At 67.3% G+C, this 23,253-nt stretch carries 2 protein-coding genes; both read left to right on the top strand.

Going from position 1 to position 23,253, the window contains the following annotated elements; genetic code table 11:
* Positions 1-22,959: non-ribosomal peptide synthase/polyketide synthase (locus A5779_RS00795; RefSeq protein WP_236734605.1), on the top strand; the 22,959-nt coding region annotated here is incomplete at its 5' end.
* On the top strand, positions 22,956-23,253 hold a 298-nt coding region (locus A5779_RS00790), incomplete at its 3' end, for an AMP-binding protein (RefSeq protein ID WP_165609726.1). The genes A5779_RS00795 and A5779_RS00790, both read left to right, overlap by 4 nt.

The following is a 23,253-nucleotide window of genomic DNA, read 5'->3' as shown; positions in this document are numbered from 1 at the left end:
GCTGCGAATCGGTTGGCGCACTTGCTTGTCGAGCGCGGTGTCGGTCCGGGGCAGCGGGTTGCGCTGCTGTTTCCACGGTCGGTCGAGGCCATCGTGGCGATCTTGGGTGTGCTCAAAACCGGTGCGGCGTATGTGCCGATCGATCCGTCGGTACCCGATACCCGGCTGGAGTTCGTGCTGACCGATGCATCCCCAGTTGTCGCCGTGACCACCGCCGATCTGTTGGATCGGCTCAGTGGGCGCGGGCTGGCGGTGATCGATGTTCACGACCGTTCGGTGTACGGCCGGCCGAGTACGCCGCTGCCGGTGCTGCCGACACCGGACGATACCGCGTATCTGATCTACACCTCGGGTACGACGGGTGTGCCCAAGGGCGTGGCGATTCCGCATCGGAATGTGACGCGGTTGTTGGATGCAATCGATCGTGATGTGGCGTTGTCGTCGGGTCAGGTGTGGACGCAGTGTCATTCGTTGGCGTTCGACTTCTCGGTGTGGGAGATCTTCGGTGCGCTGCTGCACGGTGCGCGGCTCGTCGTCGTATCCGAATCGGTGACGCGCTCGCCTGAAGAGTTCCACGCTCTACTCGTCGACGAGCACGTCACGGTGCTGAGTCAGACTCCGTCGGCGTTCTATGCGTTGGCTGCCGTGGACACGGCACAGCCCGAGAACCGGCTGGCCCTCGAGGTGGTGGTGTTCGGTGGAGAAGCACTCGATCCGCCCCGCCTCGGGGCGTGGCTGGCCGAACACCCGGAATCGCCCCGGTTGATCAACATGTACGGGATCACCGAGACGACGGTGCACGCCTCGTTCCGTGAGATCACCTCCGCGGACGCCGAAGGCGATGTGAGTCCGATCGGTGTGCCACTGGCGGATCTGGCGTTTTTCGTGCTCGACGACTGGTTGCGTCCGGTGGCTACCGGTGCGGTGGGCGAGTTGTACGTGGCCGGTGCCGGTTTGGGTTATGGCTATGTGGGCCGGGCTCCGTTGAGCTCGACGCGATTTGTGGCCTGCCCCTTCGGCACACCGGGTGCGCGGATGTATCGCACCGGGGATCTCGTCTGTTGGAGTGCCGACGGGGAGCTCCAGTATCTGGGTCGCGCCGACGAGCAGGTCAAGATTCGTGGCTACCGGATCGAGCTCGGTGAGATCGAAGCCGCATTGACGGCTTTGGTTGGCGTCGAGCAGGCGGTGGTGATCGCGCGTGAGGATCGCTCCGGGGACAAGCGGCTGGTCGGTTACCTGATCGGGTCCGCCGATCCGTCCGTGGCACGTGCGGCGCTGGCCGAGCGTCTGCCGTCCTACATGGTGCCCACGGCCGTGATCGCCTTGGATGCGTTCCCGTTGACCGTCAACGGCAAGCTCGACCGGAAAGCGTTGCCCGCACCCGAATATCACGACGTCGATGACTATCGGGCCCCGTCCACTCCCACCGAGGAGATCCTCGCCGGCATCTACGCCCAGATCCTCGGACTGGACCGGGTCGGCGTCGATGCATCGTTCTTCGAGTTGGGCGGGGACAGCATCCTGTCGATGCAGGTGGCCTCCCGAGCCCGCGCGGCGGGGCTGGTGTGCCGCCCCCGGGACATCTTCGTCCAGCAGACCGTCGCCCGCCTCGCTCAGGTGGTCGGGACGACCACTGTTGCGCCCCGGCCCGCCGACGACGGACTGGGTTCGGTGACTGCGACCCCGATCATGTGGTGGCTGAAGGACCTGGAAACGGCCGACAGCCCGATCGACCAGTTCAATCAGACGGTGGTGCTGCAGGCACCCTCCGACATCAGCGAGTCCGATCTCGTAATCCTGTTGCAGGCCTTGATCGATCGGCACGGCACACTCCGGTTGCGTGCCCAGGACGACGGCGCGGGCAGATGGTCGTTGACTGTTCCCGATGTGGGCTCGGTTGACGCCGCCGACTGCCTGCACGCGGTAGATGTGCTGTCCGATGAGGCCCTGGTGGCGGCACGGTCGCGGTTGAACCCGGCCGCCGGGATGATGCTCAGCGCGCTGTGGGTGTCTTCGGCACGCCAGCTGGTGTTGATCGTTCACCATCTGTCGGTTGACGGGGTGTCGTGGCGAATCGTGTTGGAGGATCTCAACATCGCCTGGGCCCAGCTTCGCAGCGGGCAGCCTCCGGCATTGCCGGATACCGGCACGTCCTTCGGTCGCTGGGCGGATCTGCTGGCTCACGCTGCGCGGCACCCGCACGTAGGGGAGCTGGCACGGCAGTGGCGGCAGATCGCCGCGACACCGGCGAAGTTGCCCGAGCCGCAACCCGAGGTCGACACCTACGCGACCGCCGGACAGCTGTCGATGGTGCTGGACGCCGAGACCACCCAGATGCTGCTCGGCGCAGCGCCTGCCGCGTTTCACGCCGGGGTGCATGACATCTTGTTGATCGCCTTCGGGTTGGCGGTGGCCGAATTCTCACGCGCCGGCGGCGCACCGATCGCCATTGACGTCGAGGGTCACGGTCGCCACGAGGAGATGGCAGACCTGGGTGGGATTCCCGCTCGAGATATCGACCTGTCGCGCACGGTCGGATGGTTCACCACCAAATACCCGGTGGCGTTGAGCTTCGATCGCGGTGGTGGCCTGTCGTGGGCCCAGGTGGTCGCCGGTGATGCGGCTCTCGGCGCCACGCTCAAAGATGCCAAGGAGCAGCTCCGGGCCCAGCCCGACGGCCTGACTTACGGCCTACTGCGGTACCTGAACCCGGACGTGGACCTGGCCGGACCTGACCCGGTGATCGCATTCAACTACCTGGGGCGCCTGGGGGCGATGCAGGACGACCCGTCCGCTGATGTCTGGCGGATCTGCCCCGATGGCTTCTCGTCGGCGAGTATCGCAGCGGCGGTGCCCACCGCACTGGGGCACACCGTGGAACTCAACGCGGCCACTGTCGACACCGCCGCCGGTGTCCAATTGAATGCCGACTGGACGTGGGCGCTCTCTGCGCTCGACGACGAGCTGGTGAACCGATTGGGCCAGTTGTGGTTCGAGGCCCTGACCGGCATCTGCGAGCATGTGCGTCGCGGTGGCGGCGGATTGACTCCGTCGGACATCGCCCCGGCCGAGTTGAGCCAGCAGCAGATCGACGAGCTGAGTCGGCAGTACCGCGTCGCCGACGTGTTGCCGCTGACACCGCTGCAACAGGGACTGCTCTACCACGCCGGCGCCGCACTGGACTCTGACGACGTCTACGCGATGCAGCTCGACATCACATTGAGCGGACCGCTCGACGAGAATCGGCTCCGCGATGCGGTGCAGACGGTCGCGGCACGGCATCCCCACCTCGCGGCCCGGTTCTGCGAACAGTTCGAGCAGCCGGTGCAGGTCATCTTTGTCGACCCCGCGGTGCCGTGGCGGTTTGTCGAACTGAATCCCGACGCCGACGTCGTCGATGACCAGATCCAGGCGGTCTGTGCCGCCGAACGTGCCGCGGTGTGCGGCCTCCACAACCAGCCGCCGTTTCGGGCTGCCCTCGTCCGCGTCGCGGATGACCGGCACCGTTTCGTACTGACCACTCACCACATCGTGCTCGACGGCTGGTCGATGCCGATCCTGCTGCAGGAGATCTTCGCAAGCTTCGGTGGGCATCGGCTGCCTGCCGCCGCACCGTACCGCCGATTCGTCACCTGGCTGGGCGAACGGGACCACGCCGGCGCCCACGAGGCGTGGCAGGAAAGGTTGACTGGCTTCGACACTCCCACCCTGGTCGGCCCGGGAGACCGAAAAGGGCTGGGGCAACGGGGCATCGAGTCATTCCGGCTGCCCCTCGAGATCACCCGGGCCCTCGGCGACCTGGCTCGCTCGCATCACACCACCGCCAACGTGGTGTTGCAGGGCGCATGGGCGCTGATGCTCAGCTCGCTGACCGGTCAGTCTGACGTCGCATTCGGCACGACGGTCTCGGGGCGTCCGGACGAGGTCGCCGGCGCGGATTCGATGGTCGGCCTGCTCATCAACACGGTGCCGGTTCGGGCCACCTTCACGCCGGCAACCAGCACCGCGGACCTGCTCGATCAGCTGCAGAGTGCCCACAACGACACGCTCGAGCATCAGCACCTGGCGCTCAGGGACATCCACCGCATCACCGGCCAGGACCAACTGTTCGACACCCTCCTGGTTTTCGAGAACTATCCGATCGAGACCACCGCACCGCTGGGTGTCGACGGCTTGACCGTCACCGAGTTCGATTTCCGCGAGTCCAACCACTACCCGCTGGCGGTGCAGGCGCTGCCCGGCCGCGAGACCGGGCCACGCGTCGACCGCGAAATGCAGCTACGCGTCGAGTACGACACCGATGTCTTCGACCTCGGCGCCATCGAGGCCCTGATCGATCGGTTGAAGACGATCCTGGCGTCGATGGCCGTGGATCCGGACCGGCCGTTGTCGTCGGTCGATCTGCTGGACGAGCGCACGCACTCCCGCCTCGACGAGTGGAGCAACCTGGTCGTATTGGCCACACCGGCCACAGCGCAGTCAATTCCGACGTTGTTCGCCGAACAGGTCGCGCGCACGCCCGACGCCGTGGCGGTGACCTTCGACGGCCGGTCGATGACCTACCGGGAACTCGATACCGCAGCCAACCGGCTTGCGCACCTGTTGACCGGCCACGGCGCCGGCCCGGGTGAGGTTGTGGCGCTGCTGTTCTCCCGGTCTGCCGAGGCGATCGTGGCGATTCTGGCGGTGCTGAAGACCGGTGCGGCCTACGTCCCGGTGGACCCTGCACTTCCGGTTGCGCGTATCGAGTTCATGGTGGTCGATGCCGCTCCGATCCTCGCGGTCACCACCGCCGACCGACGGTCGCGCCTGGACGGGTGCGACCTCCACGTCGTCGACGTCGACGACGCGGCTGTGGACGACCACCCCGGCACCGCGCCCTCGGGACCGGGACCGGGACCCGACGACATCGCCTACATCATCTACACCTCGGGCACCACCGGTGTCCCGAAAGGTGTTGCCATCCCGCATCGGAACGTACCCGGGCTGTTCGGCTCACTCGACACCAACGTGTCGTCGGGGCCGGGTCAGGTTTGGACGCAGTGGCATTCGTACAGCTTCGACGTCTCGGTGTGGGAGATCTTCGGAGCATTGCTGCATGGCGCACGTCTGCTGGTGGTGCCTGAACACGTCGCCGAATCGCCCGACGCTTTCCATCAGCTGCTGGTCGCCGAACGCGTCACCGTGCTGAGTCAGACGCCCTCGGCAGCGGGGATGATCTCGCCGCAAGGCCTGGACTCGGCTGCCTTGGTGGTGGCCGGCGAGGCCTGCCCGTCTGAATTGGTCGACCGCTGGGCGCCCGGACGCGTGATGATCAACGCCTACGGTCCCACCGAGGCCACGGTGTACGCGTCGATGAGCGCACCGCTCGCCCCGGGGCCGGTCGTGCCCATCGGCAAGCCGGTGGCCGGGGGAGCGCTGTTCATCCTGGACGCCTGGCTGCGTCCGGTGCCGCCCGGAGTGGTCGGCGAGCTTTACATCGCCGGTCGCGGTGTGGGCGTGGGTTATTGGCGCCGGGCAGGTTTGACCGCGTCGCGGTTCGTGGCCTGCCCGTTCGGCAGCGCGGGACAACGGATGTATCGCACCGGCGATCTGGTGCGGTGGGGCGACGACGGTCAGGTGCAGTACCTCGGGCGCGCCGACGAGCAGGTCAAGATCCGGGGCTACCGCATCGAACTCGGTGAAGTACAAGCCGCGCTTGCGGCTGTCGACGGGGTGACACAGGCGGTGGTGATCGCCCGCGGCGACGACGCCGGTCCCGTGCGTCTCGTCGGCTACATCACCGGCACCGCCGATCCGGGCCAGGTCCGCGCCGAGGTGGCCGAGCGGCTGCCGAACTACATGGTCCCGGCCGCGGTGGTGGCGATCGACGCGGTGCCGCTGACGGTCAACGGCAAGCTGGACCGACGCGCGCTGCCCGCACCTGACTTCGCCGGCACCGATCACTATCGGGCACCCTCCAACCCGGTCGAGGAGATCCTGGCCGACGCCTATGCCCGGGTCCTGGGCCTGAATCGGGTAGGTATCGACGACTCGTTCTTCGATCTGGGCGGGGATTCGCTCTCCGCGATGCGTCTGGTCGCGGCGGTCAACACATCCCTGAGGGCAGGAATCGGGGTGCGCTCGTTGTTCGACGCGCCCACGGTCGCGCAGTTGGCGTGCCATATCGGTGGGCAAGCGGCTCAGTTGCAGCCGCTGGCCGCCGGTGAGCGCCCGGACGTGGTTCCGTTGTCGTTCGCCCAGTCGCGCTTGTGGTTCCTGGATCAATTGCAGGGCCCCTCATCGGTTTACAACATGACGGCCGCCTTCCGCCTCAGCGGCGTGCTGGATGTCGATGCGTTGCGCGCGGCGCTGACCGATGTGGTGGACCGGCACGAGAGCCTGCGGACGTTGTTCGCCGCACCCGACGGGATTCCCCGCCAGGTGGTGATGGCACGTGGACCCGTGGAATTCGGTTGGGAGGTCGTCGACGCCACCGATTGGACGGCGGTGCGCCTACAGGAGGCCGTCGAGGCCGTGTCGCGACACACCTTCGACCTGTCCACCGAGATCCCTTTGCGGGCCCGGCTGTTCCGCCTGGCAGAGGACGAGCACGTGCTCACTGCGGTGGTGCACCATATCGCCGCCGACGGCTGGTCGATCACTCCGCTGGTGGCCGATCTGGGGGTGGCCTACACCAGTCGATGCGCCGGACAGGCACCCGGTTGGGCGGACCTGGCGGTGCAGTACGCCGACTACACGTTGTGGCAGCGCGCCCAGTTCGGCGATCTCCAGGACAGCCACAGCCGAATTGCGGGGCAGGTGGCCTACTGGCAGGACGCGCTGGCCGGGATGCCCGAGCGCACCGCGCTACCCACCGATCGGCCCTACCCGCTGATGTCCGATCAGCGGGGCGCGACGTTGGCGGTGGACTGGCCTGCCGAGTTGCAGCAGCAGGTGGCCCGGTTCGCTCGGGAGCACAATGCGACCAGTTTCATGGTGGTCCAGGCAGCGCTGCTGACGCTGCTGTCCAAGCTCAGCGCGAGTGCGGATGTGGCGGTTGGTTTTCCGATCGCAGGACGTCGCGATCCGGCACTGGATGACCTGGTCGGCTTCTTCGTCAACACCTTGGTTCTGCGGGTCGACCTCTCAGGCGATCCGACGGTCGCCGAGGTCCTGGCTCAGGTTCGCGCGCGGAGTCTGGCCGCGTTCGACCACCAGGATGTACCGTTCGAGGTGCTGGTCGAGCGGCTGAACCCGACTCGGTCGCTGGCACATCACCCGTTGATCCAGGTGGCGTTGGCATGGCAGAACCTCGGCCGGCACGACGTCAACGATCCGGCCGCCGGAATGGCGTTGGGCGATCTGCAGGTCTCTCCGGTGCCGGTGGATACCCACACCGCGCGAATGGATTTGAATTTCTCGCTGACGGATCGCCGGACCGACGCCGGTGAGCCGGCAGGCATCGGCGGGACGGTGGAATTCCGCACCGACGTGTTCGACGCCGACACCATCGCAACACTGGTCGCCCGGCTGCAGCGAGTCCTGACCGCGATGACTGCCGATCCGGCCGCGCGGTTGTCGTCGGTTGATCTGCTCGATGCCGATGACCACGCCCGTCTCGCGGCGGTCGGCAACCAGGCGACGCTGACCCGCCCCGCGCCGAGGGCCGTGTCGGTTCCGGCATTGTTCGCCGAACACGTGACGCGTACTCCGGATGCAGTGGCGGTCACCTGCGGCGCCCGTTCATGGACCTACCGTCAACTCGATGAAGCCGCAAACCGGTTGGCGCACTTGCTGATCGGTTATGGAGCCGGTTCCGGCCGGTGTGTGGCGCTGCTGTGCAACCGGTCAGCCGAGGCGATCGTGGCGATCCTGGCGATCCTCAAAACCGGTGCCGCATATCTTCCGATCGATCCGTCGGTGCCCGATACGCGACTGGATTTCGTGCTGGCCGATGCGGTACCGGTGGCCGCGGTCACCACCACCGATCTGGTCGAGCGGCTGCAGGGCCGCGGCTTGGCGATCGTCGACGCGAGCGTCGAGCCGGGCAACCAGTCGAGTAACGCCCTGCCGACGCCCGATGCGGACGACATCGCGTACCTGATCTACACGTCGGGCACCACAGGCGTTCCCAAGGGTGTCGCGGTCACCCACCACAACGTGACCCAGCTCCTCGAAACACTCGATGCCGGACTACCGCACCCCGGCGTGTGGCCGCAGTGCCATTCGCTGGCCTTCGATGTCTCGGTCTGGGAGATCTTCGGCGCTCTGCTCCGTGGTGGGCGGGTGGTGGTGGTGTCCGAGGAGATCACCGTTTCCCCGGAAGATTTCCACGCCTTGCTCGTTCGCGAGATCGTCGACGTTCTCACCCAAACACCGTCAGCCGTGCGGGTGTTGCCGCGTGAGGGGTTGGAGTCGGCGGCACTGGTCGTGGTCGGTGAGGCCTGCCCACCGGAGGTGGTGGAGCAGTGGGCCCCTGGCCGGGTGATGATCAACGCCTACGGTCCGACCGAAACCACGATGTGTGTGGCGATCAGTGCGCCCCTGGAGGTGGAAGCCGCCGGACCACACGTGGTCCCCATCGGCTCACCGGTTCCCGGAGCGGCGCTGTTCGTGCTCGACGAGTGGTTGCGTCCGGTTCCGGCCGGAGTCATCGGCGAGCTGTACGTGGCGGGTGCAGGCCTGGGATACGGCTACGTGGGCCGGACCGGGTTGACCGCCTCACGGTTTGTCGCATGTCCGTTCGGCGGCGTCGCAACGCGCATGTATCGGACCGGAGACCTGGTGTGCTGGAGGCCCGATGGGCAGCTGGAGTACCTCGGCCGCGCCGACGAGCAGGTCAAGATCCGCGGCTACCGCATCGAACTCGGTGAGGTCCAGGCCGCCCTGGCCGAACTCGACGGCGTCGAGCAGGCCGTCGTGATCGCCAGGGAAGACCGTCCCGGTGACAAGCGGCTGGTCGGATATCTCACGGGCACCGCAGATCCGGCCGGGGTCCGGGCCGAGCTGGCCGAGCGGCTACCCGCCTTCATGGTCCCCGTCGCGGTGGTGGCGCTGGCCGCACTTCCGTTGACGGTGAACGGAAAACTCGACACGCGGGCACTTCCCGCGCCCGACTACACAGACGGGGAGCGCTACCGTGCCCCGGCAGACGCCGTCGAAGAAGTCCTGACCGGTATCTACGCCCAGGTTCTCGGGCTCGAGCGGGTCGGAGTCGACGACTCGTTCTTCGACCTCGGCGGCGACAGCATCCTGTCGATGCAGGTCGTTGCCCGGGCTCGCGCGGCCGGCCTGGTGTGTCGCCCACGCGATGTGTTCGTCGAGCAGACGGTGGCCCGGTTGGCCCGGGTCGCCGGTGTGACCGCCGGATCACATGGCCCGGTCGACGAAGGCGTGGGACCGGTGCCGGCCACCCCGATCATCAGGTGGCTGCATGCCGTGGAACGCTCCGGCGGCCCCATCGACCAGTTCAACCAGACGCTGCTGGTGCAGGCTCCCGGTGGGGCGACCGAAGCCGACGTCGTCATCATGTTGCAGGCCTTGCTGGATCGGCATGCCATGCTGCGGCTGCGTGCCGAGGCCGACCAGGCGGGCGGATGGTCGTTGACCGCCCCCGAGCCGGGTTCTGTCGACGCAGGCGAATGTCTGCAGTCGGTGGCGGCACTGACGGACGAGGCACTGGTAGTCGCACGGTCGGGGTTGGACCCGGCCTCCGCCGCGATGTTGCGGGCGTTGTGGGTCACCTCCACGGCTCAGCTGGTGTTGGTCGTTCACCACCTGGCGGTCGACGGGGTGTCGTGGCGAATCATCCTGGAAGACCTCAACATCGCCTGGGCGCAGCATCGCGGCGGCCAACCGGTCGTGCTGCCTCCCGCGGGGACGTCGTTCACCCGCTGGGCCGGACTGCTGGAGGCCTACGCGAGCGATCCGGACGTTGCGAGCCGGGCGCAGGAGTGGCGACGGATCGCAGCGACGCCCGCGGTGTTTCCGCCAGTGCACCCCGAAACGGATACCTACGCGACCGCCGGCCAGTTGCCGATATCGCTGGACACCGAGACCACGCGAATGTTGCTCGGCGAGGTGCCGACAGCGTTCCACGCCGGGGTACACGACATCCTCCTGATCGCATTCGGCCTCGCGCTGGCTGAATTCACGGGCAGCGGCGGCGATCCGATCGCGCTCGATGTCGAGGGCCACGGGCGGCATGAGGAGATTGCCGCTGACGTCGACCTGTCCCGCACGGTCGGGTGGTTCACCACGAAATACCCGGTTGCACTGTCTCTGGGCGCGCTGTCCTGGGATCAGGTGATCGCCGGTGACCCGGCGTTGGGCGCGGCGGTCAAAGAGGCCAAGGAACAGCTGCGGGGCCAACCGGACCCCTTGTCCTACGGGCTGCTGCGCTACCTCAACCCCGATGTCGACCTCGACATGGCCGACCCCACAGTCGGATTCAACTACCTCGGCCGCCTCGGGGGCGGGTCCACGCAAATGACCGGCGAGTTGTGGCAGATGCCGGCAGAAGCCGCATCGACCACCGCTGTGACCGCGGCGATATCGATGCCGTTGTCCCACACCGTGTCCCTCAATGCCGGCACCGTCGACACCGATGCAGGCCCGCATCTGCAGGCCAATTGGACCTGGGCGCAATCGTCGATCGACGAGGCCCAGATCATGCGGCTGAGCCAATTGTGGCTGGACGCCCTGAGCGGTCTCTGCGTGCACGTGCGAAGTGGCGGAGGAGGATTGACCCCGTCGGACATCGCGCCGGCCCGGCTTGCCCAGCACGAGATCGACGAATTGTCACAGCAGTACCGGATCGCGGACATTTTGCCGCTGACCGCGCTACAGCAAGGCCTGGTATTCCACAGCAGCACCGCCCAGGGGCCCGACGACGATCTGTATGTCGTCCAACTGGACATCACGGTCGCCGGAATGCTCAACGAGCACCGGCTGCGCGATGCTGTACAGGCCGTTGCCGATCGCCATCCACACCTGGCGGCCCGATTCTGCGAGCAGTTCGACGAGCCGGTGCAGATCATTCCGGCCGATCCCACCGCGGGTTGGCGATATGTCGAATTGGGCGCCGCGGCAACCGAGGAACAGATCCGACAGATCTGCGCCGAGGAACGCAGCGCGGTGTGCGACCTGGCCCATCCACCGGCTTTCCGGGTGGCGGTCGTCCGCACTGCGAACAACCGACATCGAGTGGTGCTGACCAATCACCACATCGTGCTCGACGGCTGGTCGCTGCCCATCCTGTTGCAAGAGATCTTCGCCTGTTATCAAGGGCTTCGGCTGCCCGCGGCCACGCCGTATCGCAGTTTCATCACCTGGCTGGCCGATCGCGACGTCGCGGCCGCACACGCAGCCTGGCGCGAGGTACTGGCCGGCTTCGACACACCCACCTTGGTCGGTCCGTCGCAGAAGTCAGGGTCGGGGCGCCGTGGCGTGCGGGCGCATCGACTGTCCGAGCAGACCACTCGGGCGCTCAATGATCTGGCGCGCTCACACCACACCACCGTCAACATCGTGCTGCAGGGTGCGTGGGCACTGCTGCTGAACTCCCTTACCGGCCAGCATGACATCGCCTTCGGCACGGTGGTCTCGGGTCGGCCGGCCGAGGTGCCCGGCGCGGAATCGATGGTGGGTCTGCTGATCAACACGGTGCCCGTGCGCGCTGACATCACCGCGGCGACCAGCACCGCCGACCTGCTCGACCACCTGCAGAGCGCACAGACCAAAACCCTTGAGCACCAATATCTGGCGCTCAGCGAGATTCATCGCATCACCGACCAGGACCGTCTGTTCGACACCTTGTTCGTGTTCGAGAACTACCCGGTGGACACCAACGCATTGTCCGGAGTGGACGACGGACTGGAGATCACCGAGTTCACCAGCCACGAGTCCACCGACTACCCGCTCACGATGCAGGCGATACCCGGTGACGAACTGCGGCTGCGTCTCGAATACGACACCGATGTGTTCGACCCGACCGACATCGAAGCCCTCACCAAACGGATCGAGGCGATCCTGGCGGCGATGACCGCCGCCCCGGATCGGCAGCTGTCGGCGCTGGATCTGCTCGACGAGTCCGAACGGGCGCGCCTTCAGCGCTGGGGCAACCGGGACGTCCTGGCTCACCTGCCGCAGCCGACGTCGGTGCCGGAACTGTTCACCGCCCAGGTGGCACGTACGCCGGAGGCGGTGGCGCTGGTCTGCGAGGACCGGACCTTCACCTACCGCGAACTCGACGAGGCCGCGAATCGATTGGCACACTTGCTCGTCGGTGAGGGAGTAGGACCCGGCGAGCGGGTCGCGTTGATGTTCCCCCGTTCGGCAGAGGCAGTCGTGGCGATCTTGGCGGTGCTCAAGGCCGGTGCGGCCTACCTGCCGATCGACCCGGCCCTGCCGGAGACCCGGGTCGATTTCATGCTGACCGACGCCGCTCCCATCGCCGCGGTCACCACCAGGGCGCTGTTCGATCGGTTCGACGGTCACCAGCTGAGGATTTTCGACGGCGGCGATGTTGCCGACCCCATCGTGGCCACCCAGCCCAGTACGGCACCGACGCCGCCGGCCCCCGACGACATGGCCCACATCATCTACACCTCGGGCACCACCGGGCAGCCCAAGGGTGTTGCGGTCACCCAGCACAACGTGGCGCAGCTGTTCGACTCGTTGCAGATCGGGATACCGCTTGCGCCGGGACAGGTGTGGACGCAGTTCCACTCATATGCCTTCGACTTCTCGGTGTGGGAGATCTGGGGTGCGCTGCTGCACGGCGGGCGCCTCGTGGTGGTGCCGGAGTCGGTGACGCGCTCACCGGAGGACTTCCACGACCTGTTGGTGCGTGAACAGGTCACGGTGTTGACGCAGACCCCGTCGGCCGTGGGCGTGCTGGCGGTGCAAGGCCTGGACGACACGGCGCTGGTGATCGGCGCCGAGCCCTGCCCGCCGGACCTGGTGGATCGCTGGTCTCCGGGGCGGGTGATGGTCAACGTCTACGGCCCGACGGAGACCACGATGTGGTTGTGCGCCAGCACGCCTCTGGAGGCCGGTTCCGGTGCGCCGCCGATCGGCTCGCCCACGGCGTGGGCGGCGTTCTTCGTACTGGACGAGTGGCTGCGCCCGGTGCCCGCAGGCGTGGTCGGCGAGTTGTACCTGTCGGGTGCCGGTGTGGGCGTGGGGTATTGGCGTCGTACGGGATTGACCGCATCGCGTTTCATGGCGTGTCCGTTCGGGGAACCTGGCTCGCGCATGTACCGCACCGGCGATCTGGTGCGTTGGCGCAGCGACGGACAGCTGGACTACTTCGGCCGCGCCGATGAGCAGGTCAAGATCCGCGGGTATCGCATCGAGCTCGGCGAGATCCAGTCCGCGCTCACCGCGCTCGAGGGAGTTGACCAGGCAGCGGTGATCGCCCGCGAGGACAATCCGGGTGACAAGCGACTGGTTGGCTACATCACCGGGACCGCCGATCCGGTCCAGGCACGCGCCGCGCTGGCCGAACGCTTGCCGGGCTACATGGTTCCCGCCTCGGTGGTGGCGCTGGCCGCGCTGCCGGTGACGGTGAACGGCAAACTCGACGCCCGGGCGCTGCCGGCGCCGGACTTCCAGGACGCCGGTCACTATCGTGCGCCCGCCGGCCCCGATGAGGAGATCCTGGCCGGGATCTTCGCCCGCGTCCTCGGCGTGGAGCGGGTGGGCGCCGACGACTCGTTCTTCGATCTGGGCGGGGATTCGGTCTCGACCATGCGCCTGGTCTCCGCGATCAACGCCGCTCTGGACACCGAACTGTCGGTACGCACGGTGTTCGAAGCGCCCACGGTCGCCCAATTGGCATTGCATGTCAGTGAACGCGCAGGGCGCCTGGAGCCACTGGTGGCCGGGGAACGCCCGGATGTGATCCCACTGTCGTTCGCCCAGAACCGGTTGTGGTTCGTCGACCAGTTCCAGGGGCCGTCCCCGGTCTACAACATGCCGGTCGGTCTGCAACTGCATGGGCACCTCGACGCGGACGCGTTGGGTGCAGCGCTCGCGGATGTGGTGGCTCGCCATGAGAGCCTGCGGACGTTGTTCGATGCGCCGGAGGGAACACCTCGGCAGGTGGTGGCATCGGTCGACGCGATCGAGTTCGGTTGGAGCGTCGTGGATGCCACCGCTTGGCCGGCCGGTGCGCTCAAGGAGGGCATCGCCGAGACAGTGCGGTACAGCTTCGACCTGGCCGCCGAGATACCCTTGCGGGCAAAACTTTTCCGCGTCGCGGAAGATGAGCACGTACTGGTGGCCGTCGTGCACCATATCGCCGCCGACGGGTGGTCCCTCACCCCGCTGGTGCGTGACCTGAGCGTGGCCTACGCCGGCCGGAGCAGGGGAGAGGCTCCCGAATGGGAGCCTCTGCCGGTGCAATACGTCGACTACACGCTGTGGCAGCGTGCGCAGCTCGGTGATCTCGACGACACCGACAGTCCGATCGCCGCGCAGCTGGCCTACTGGGAAGAGGCGCTGGCTGGCCTGCCCGAACACCTGGCTCTGCCAACCGACCGTCCTTACCCGCCGGTTGCCGATCAGCGCGGGTCCACCGTGGCGGTGGATTGGCCGGTCGAGTTGCAGCAACGGGTGAATGAGGTGGCCGCCGAGCACAGCGCGACCAACTTCATGGTGATGCAGGCTTCCCTCGCCGTTCTGCTGTCCAACCTGGGCGCGAGTTCAGATGTGGCCGTTGGTTTCCCGATCGCCGGGCGCGGTAACGCAGCTCTCGATGAGCTGGTGGGCTTCTTCGTCAACAACTTGGTGTTGCGAGTGGATCTGGATGGGGATCCCACGGTGGCGGAGTTGCTGGCGCAGGTGCGGACTCGCACCCTGGCCGCCTTCGAGAACCAGGACGTGCCGTTCGAAGTTCTGGTGGAGCGCCTCAATCCGACCCGGAGCCTGACCCATCATCCACTGGTGCAGGTCGCGTTGGCTTGGCAGAACCTTCCCTGGCAGGACACCGGTCCGGCGGACGGGTTGACCCTGGGCGATCTCCAGGTGACACCCCTGCCGGTGGACACCCAGACCGCCCGTATGGACCTGACCTTGTCCCTCGGCGAACGGTGGACCTCCGACGGTGAGCCCGCCGGGATCGGCGGCGCGGTGGAATTCCGCACCGACGTGTTCGACGCAGACAGCATCGTGGCGCTGATCGCGCGGTGGCAGCGCGTATTGGCAGCGATGACATCCGATCCCACCCAGCGGCTGTCGTCTCTGGATCTGCTCGACACGGCCGAGCATGTCCGCCTCGACGGCTGGGGCAACCGGGCAGTGTTGACGACTCCCGAGCCCGACCGCTCCGCCGTGTCGATTCCAGAACTGTTCGCCATACAGGTCGTCCGTGCCCCCGAGGCGGTGGCCATCTCCGCCGACGGTCGCAGCATGACTTATCTGGAACTCGATAGTGCCGCACACCGGTTGGCCCACAAGCTGGGTGCCCACGGTGTCGGCCCGGGGGCATGCGTGGCACTGCTGGCGGAGCGCTCCGCGGATGCGGTGGTGGCCATGCTGGCCGTGCTCAGGACCGGTGCGGCGTATCTGCCGATCGACCCGGTGCTACCCGATGCGCGGATCGAATTCATGCTCGCCGACGCCGCACCGGCCGCCGCGATCGTCACCGCGGGTCTCGCCGACCGACTGGCCGGATGCGACGTCCTGGTCATCGACGTCGGTGACACCGCCGACGTCGCACACCCGGATCCCTACGGGGCCACCGACATCCGACTCGCGGCGCCGGAAGCCGACGACATCGCGTATCTGATCTACACCTCGGGCACCACCGGTGTCCCCAAAGGCGTGGCGATCACCCACCGCAACGTGGCCGAACTGCTGGGGACCCCGGACACCTTCCTGGCCGGAAAGACCTGGACACAGTGGCATTCCTACGCCTTCGATGCCTCGGTCGAGGAGATCTGGGGCGCGCTGCTACACGGTGGCCGACTGGTGGTCGTACCCGAATCTGTGGCTCGCTCACCAGAAGATCTGCAGACCCTGCTCGTTGCCGAACAGGTCGACGTGTTGAGCCAGACCCCGTCGGCGGTGGCGATGTTGTCACCTGAGCGGTTGGCCGGCGTGACGTTGTTGGTGGCCGGTGAGGCCTGCTCGGCCGACACGGTGGACCGTTGGGCGCCGGGGCGGGTGATGGTCAACGCCTACGGCCCGACGGAAACGACGATATGTGCCTCCAGGACCGTGCCTTTGAGCGCCGGGTCCGGGGCGCCGTCGATCGGCGCGCCGGTACCGGGCGCGGCGCTGTTCGTGCTCGACGGATCGATGCGGCAGGTGCCGCCCGGCGTCGTCGGGGAGTTGTACGTGGCCGGCCGCAGCGTGGGTCTCGGCTACCTGGGCCGGGCCGACCTGACCGGCTCCCGCTTTGTGGCCTGCCCGTTCGGCCTACCGGGCAGCCGCATGTACCGCACCGGCGACCTGGTGTCCTGGGGCACCGATGGTCAATTGCGCTACGTGGGCCGTGCTGATGAGCAGATCAAGATCCGCGGATACCGCATCGAGCTCGGCGAGATCCAGGCGGTGCTGGCCGGTTTGGACGGCGTCGAGCAGGCGGCGGTGGTCGCTCGTGCGGACCGGCCCGACACCCTGCGGCTGGTGGGCTACGTAACCGGGACAGCGGAGCCGGGCAAGCTGCGTGCCCAGCTCGCCGAGCAGCTCCCGTCCTATATGGTTCCGGCCGCCGTGGTCGTCCTGGCGGCTTTGCCGTTGACCCCCAACGGAAAGCTGAACACCCGCGCCCTGCCGGCACCCGAGTACCAGGACATCGACCACTACCGTGCCCCCGCGAACCCCACCGAGGAGATCCTGACCGAGATCTACGCCCGCGTGCTCGGCGTGGAGCGCGTCGGAGTTGACGACTCGTTCTTCGACCTCGGCGGAGATTCCCTGTCTGCGATGCGTCTGGTCGCTGCGGTGAACACGGCCCTGGACACCGGCCTTGCGGTGCGGGTGCTGTTCGAGGCGCCGACGGTGGCGCAACTGGCACCCCGCATCGGCGGGGAATCGGCACGCCTTGATCCGCTGGTGGCCGGTCAGCGGCCCGCGGTGGTTCCGCTGTCGTTCGCGCAGTCCCGGCTGTGGTTCCTGGACCAATTACAGGGCCCGTCACCGGTTTACAACATGCCGACCGCACTCCGGATCAGCGGGGCACTCGACGTCGAGGCGTTGGGTGTGGCGCTGGCCGATGTGGTGGCCCGTCACGAGAGCCTGCGCACCGTGTTCCCGGCCGTCGACGGCATTCCGCGGCAGTCGGTGGTGGCGGTCGAGGACGCCCGGTTCGGCTGGGATGTCGTCGATGCCACCGGTTGGACCACGGAGCGGTTGCAGCAGGCCGTCGGCGAAGCCGCGAGTCACACGTTTGACATGTCCACCGAAATACCGTTGCGGGCGCGGCTCTTCCGCCTTGCCGACGACGAACACGTACTGGCGGCGGTGGTGCACCACATCGCTGCCGACGGTTGGTCGGTCACTCCGCTGGTGGCTGACCTGGGAGTGGCCTACGCAGGCCGAAGCTCCGGACAGACGCCCGGCTGGGCTGATCTGGCAGTCCAGTACGTCGATTACACGTTGTGGCAACGCGCGCAGTTCGGCGACCTGGGCGACAGTCAGAGCCGGATCGCCTCGCAGCTGGCGTACTGGCAGGATGCCCTGGCCGGGATGCCTGAACGGGTGGATCTGCCCACGGACCGCCCCTACCCGCCGGCCGCCGATCAGCGTGGCGCCACGATCGCCCTGAGCTGGTCCGCCGACCTGCAGCAGCAGGTGGCCCGGGTGGCTCGGGAGCACAACGCGACCAGCTTCATGGTGCTGCAGGCGGCGCTACTGACCGTGCTCTCCAAACTCAGCGGAAGTTCCGATGTGGCAGTGGGTTTCCCCATCGCCGGACGCCGGGATCCTGCGCTGGATGAGCTGATCGGCTTCTTCGTCAACACCCTGGTTCTGCGGGCAGACCTGGCCGGTGACCCCACCGTGGCGGAATTGCTCGCCCAGGTACGGGCCCGCAGCCTCGCCGCCTACGAGCACCAGGATGTGCCGTTCGAGGTGCTCGTCGATCGGCTCAATCCGACACGCTCCCTGACCCATCACCCATTGATTCAGGTGGCACTGGCGTGGCAGAACGTCCCCGGACGGGCCACGAATGCATCCGGCTCCGGGCTCGCGCTCGGCGACCTTGAGGTCAGCCAGATGCCGATGGACACCCACACGGCACGAATGGATCTGAGCTTCTCGCTGGCCGAACGCCGCACCGCGGACGGGGCTCCCGCCGGTATCGGCGGCACGGTGGAGTTCCGCACCGACGTGTTCGACGCGGCGAGCATTCAAACACTGATCAGACGATTCGAGCAGGTGTTGGTCGCGATCACCACCGACACCGACCGGCGGCTGTCCAGGCTCGACCTACTCGACGCCGTTGAACACGCCCACCTCGACGTGATCGGAAACCGGACCGCGCTCGCCCGGTCCACCCGCACACCGGTGTCGGTTCTCGCGCTGTTCGCCGCGCAGGTCGCCCGCGCTCCGGAGGCCGTCGCAGTGACCTCGGACGGGCATTCGCTGACCTACCGCGGACTCGATGAGGCTGCAAACCGGTTGGCCCGCCGGATGATCGGATGCGGCGCCGGTCCTGGAACCTGCGTGGCCCTGCTACTGGACCGCTCCGCCGAGGCGATCGTCGCGATGCTGGCGGCGCTGAAGACCGGAGCCGCGTATCTGGCGATCGACCCGGCGCTGCCCGCGGCCCGGATCGATTTCATGCTGGCCGATGCCGCACCTGTCGTCGCGGTCACCACCGCCGCATTGGCTGATCGGTTGGCCGGACATCGCCTGCAGACCATCGATGTTCACGATCCGGCTTTGGCCGACCAACCGGCTACACCGCTTCCTGACCTGGCGCCCGAGTTCGCCGCCGATGATCTCGCCTACCTGATCTACACGTCGGGGACCACCGGTCTGCCCAAGGGCGTGGCCGTCACCCACGACAATCTGGCGCACCTGGCCCGGTCCACGCCTGCGGACCTCCCGGCGAATCAGGTGTGGACGCAGTGCCATTCGTACGCCTTCGACTTCTCGGTGTGGGAGATCTGGGCCGCCTTGCTGGGGGGTGCGCGCCTCGTGGTCGTGCCCGAGTCGGTGGTGAGCTCACCGGACGATTTCCATGCTCTGCTGGTCCGCGAGCAGGTCAACGTGCTCACCCAGACGCCGTCGGCCGCCGGGGCGCTGTCACCGCAGGGCCTGGAATCGGTCGCCTTGCTGCTCGGTGGTGAGGCCTGTCCCGGTGAGGTGGTTGATCGCTGGGCTCCCGGACGAGTGGTGATCAACGCCTACGGACCCACCGAGATCACGGTCTACGCGTCGATGAGCGTGCCCCTGGTGCCGGGCTCGGGCGCCGCCCCGATCGGGGCGCCTGTCGCCACGTCGGCGCTGTTCGTGTTGGACGAGTGGTTGCGCCCGGTGCCGCCCGGAGTGGTCGGTGAGCTGTACGTTGCCGGCGACGGAGTGGCGTGCGGTTACCTCGGCCGGTCGGCCTTGACCGCGGCCCGGTTCGTGGCCTGCCCGTTCGGCCAGCCGGGGGAGCCCGCGACGCGGATGTACCGCACCGGGGATCTCGTGAGCTGGCGTGCCGACGGACAGCTGCAGTACCTGGGTCGCGCCGATGACCAGGTCAAGATCCGTGGTTACCGCATCGAGCTCGGCGAAGTGCAGACCGCTTTGGGCGGGTTGGACGGCGTGGGGCAGGCGGTGGTGATCGCCCGTGAGGACCATCCGGGTATCAAGCGCCTCGTCGGCTATGTCACCGAAGAGACAACCGGGACGGTGGATCCGGGCGCGCTGCGAGAGGCGTTGGCCGACCGACTGCCCCCCTACATGGTCCCGACAGCGATCGTGGTGCTGGAGGCGTTGCCGTTGACGGTCAACGGCAAACTCGACACCCGCGCCTTGCCGGCACCGGAGTACCAGGACACCGGTCGGTACCGTGCACCCGCGACCCACATCGAGGAGATCCTCACCGGCATCTACGCCCAGGTTCTCGGCCTCGAGCGGGTCGGGGTCGACGAATCATTCTTCGACCTGGGCGGAGACAGCATTCTTTCCATGCAAGTGGTCGCCCAGGCCCGGGCGTGCGGCGTGATGTGCCGTCCGCGTGACATTTTCGTCGAGCAGACCGTGGCCCGACTGGCACAAGTGGTCGGCGTGACGAGCGATGACGACGGTCCGGTCGACGAGGGGGTCGGGCCGGTGGCGGTGACCCCGATCATGCGCTGGCTGGAGCAGGTGGAGCGTGCCGGGGGTTCCACCGGCGAGTTCAACCAGACAGTGATGGTCCAGGCCCCGCCGGGAGCCACCGAGTCCGATGCCGAGTTGGTCTTGAGTGCCCTGCTGGACCGGCATGCCATGCTGCGGTTGCGCGCCGAACACGACCAAGCTGGCAACTGGTCATTGCTGGTCCCCGAGAAGGGTTCGGCGCAAGCACATCTGGAGTCGGTCGACGTACTCTCGGATGAGGCGTTGGTGGCAGCCCGGTCGCGGCTCGACCCGGCCGCAGGCACGATGGTGAGCGCGCTGTGGGTGGCATCCACCCAGCAGTTGGTGTTGACCATTCACCACCTGGCTGTCGACGCGGTCTCGTGGCGGATCCTGTTGGAAGACCTCAACATCGCCTGGGCGCAGCACTGCCAGGGCCGGCCGGTGGCATTGCCGGTGACTGGGACGTCCTTCGCGCAGTGGGCCGCGCTGCTCGACGAGCACGCCCGCTCCGTCTCGGTGGAGGCTGAAGCCGACAATTGGCGACGAGCGTTGGCGACTCCGTCCGTGCTGCCTGCCGTGCGGCCCGAGCGGGACACGTATGCCACCGCCGGCCACCTCACCGCGTCACTGGATGTCGAGACGACGCGGGCTCTGCTCGGCGAAGTCCCCGCAGCGTTCCATGCCGGGGTGCAAGACATCCTGTTGATCGCCTACGGGCTTGCCTTGACACAGTTCCTGGGAGTTACCCTGCCGGTGGCCATCGATGTCGAGGGCCACGGCCGTCACGAGGAATTGGCGGAGCTGGATGGGCTTTCGGATCGGGCCGTCGATCTGTCCCGCACCGTGGGCTGGTTCACCACCAAGTACCCGGTGGTGCTCAACGTCGCGACGGACGTCGGACCGCGCCAGTCGGGCCTGAGCTGGTCCGACGTGAAGGCCGGCGATCCGGCACTCGGCCGCGTGGTCAAAGACGCCAAGGAACAACTGCGTGCGCTGCCCGAGGGACTGACATACGGACTGCTTCGCTACCTCAACCCCGATGTGGATCTGTCCGGTTCCGACCCTGCCGTGGGATTCAACTACCTCGGTAGGTTGGGCGCATCGGGCGCCGCGCCGCAGACCGACATGACCGGGCTGTGGCAGGTCAGCGTCGACGGAGCGGCGGTCGCCACGACTGCCGCGGCGATTCCGATGCCACTCGGGCATACGGTCGAGCTGAACGCAAGCACGGCCGAAACTGACGACGGCCCAAGCCTTTACGCTTCGTGGACCTGGGCTCCGTCGGCTCTGGACGAGTCGCAGGTCGGCAGGCTCAGCCAACTCTGGTTCGACGCCCTCACCGGAATCTGTGCACACGTCCGTGGGGGTGGCGGCGGTCTGACCCCGTCCGACATCGTTCCGGCGGACCTCACCCAGTCCCAAATCGATGAGCTGAGCCAGGACCACGACCTTGCCGACGTGCTGCCCTTGACGCCGCTGCAGCAGGGACTCCTGTTCCAGGCCAACGCAACCCGCGGCAGTGACGACGACGATGTCTACGCCATGCAACTCGATGTCACGGTCACCGGCCCGCTGGACCCCGACCGGCTGCGCGAGGCGGTACGTGCGGTGGTCGGGCGCCACCCGAACCTCGCGGCCCGGTTCGACAAGCGATTCGACGAACCCGTGCAGATCATTCCGGCGGATCCCGATGTGCCCTGGCAGTACCTCGAAATGGCCACGGAGACAGATGTGCAGCAGTTGTGTGCCGGCGAGCGGGCCGCGGTCTGCGATCTGGTCCACCACTCGGCCTTCCGTGCGGCGCTGATCCGGACCGCCGGCGGCGAGCACCGGTTCGTCATGACGTATCACCACATCGTGCTCGACGGGTGGTCACTGCCGATCCTGCTGCAGGAGATATTCGCGGGCTACTACGGACAACGCCTGTCGACTCCCGGATCGTATCGCCGATTTGTGACGTGGATGGCCGAGCGGGATGTCGACGCCGCCCATACCGCGTGGCGTGAGGTGCTGGCCGGTTTCGCCACACCGACACTGGTCGCGCCGAACCGGACCCGGCCGGGGCGGCGGGCCACCGAGACGTTCCGTCTGCCCGCCGAAACCACCCGGGCTGTCAACGAGCTCGCCCGGTCGCAACACACCACCGCCAACACCGTGCTGCAAGCCGCCTGGGCGCAGGTGCTCATGTGGCTCACCGGTCAGCAGGATGTGGCGTTCGGCGTTGCGGTCTCGGGTCGATCGGCAGAAGTGGCCGGCGCGGATTCGATGGTCGGCTTGCTCATCAACACAGTGCCGGTGCGGGCCACCATCACGCCGGACACCACCATCGCCGGTCTGCTCGAAGAACTGCAACGACGTCACGGCGACACCCTTGACCATCAGCATCTGGCACTCAGCGAGATCCACCGCGCCGTCGGCCACGATCAACTGTTCGACACGCTGTTCGTGTACCAGAACTATCCGGTGGAGAGCGTGGCGGCATCGATGGCCGACGGATTGGCCATCACGGAGGTCAACGGCCGGGAGTACAACCATTATCCGCTTACCCTGCAAGCGATGCCGGGGACGGAACTGGTTCTCCGTGTCGAATTCGACACGGGCGTGTTCACCGCCAAGCGCGTCAACAAGATCGTCGGGCGTTTCCAGCGGGTGCTGGAGGCCATGACCGGGGAGGAACAACAATCGTGAGTGCGGACGCCAACCGGCGATTGTTGTCGATGGATCTGGACGACGACGATGATCTCGAGGAATTGGACGAGTGGGGTAATCGCGCGGCCTTGAATGGGGCGACGCCGATGTCGTCAGCGGCAATTCCGGTGTTGTTCGCCGCACAGGTGGCTCGTGATCCGGCTGCGGTTGCCGTCAGCTGCGCCGGGCGCCACATTACGTACGGGGACCTTGATCGGGCTGCGAATCGGTTGGCGCACTTGCTTGTCGAGCGCGGTGTCGGTCCGGGGCAGCGGTTTGCGCTGCTGTTTCCAC

The organism is Mycolicibacterium peregrinum (assembly GCF_001665625.1).
GTDB lineage: Bacteria > Actinomycetota > Actinomycetes > Mycobacteriales > Mycobacteriaceae > Mycobacterium > Mycobacterium peregrinum_B.
The sequence above is the reverse complement of the archived record's forward strand: the minus strand, read 5'-3'. Positions and strand labels throughout refer to the sequence as shown.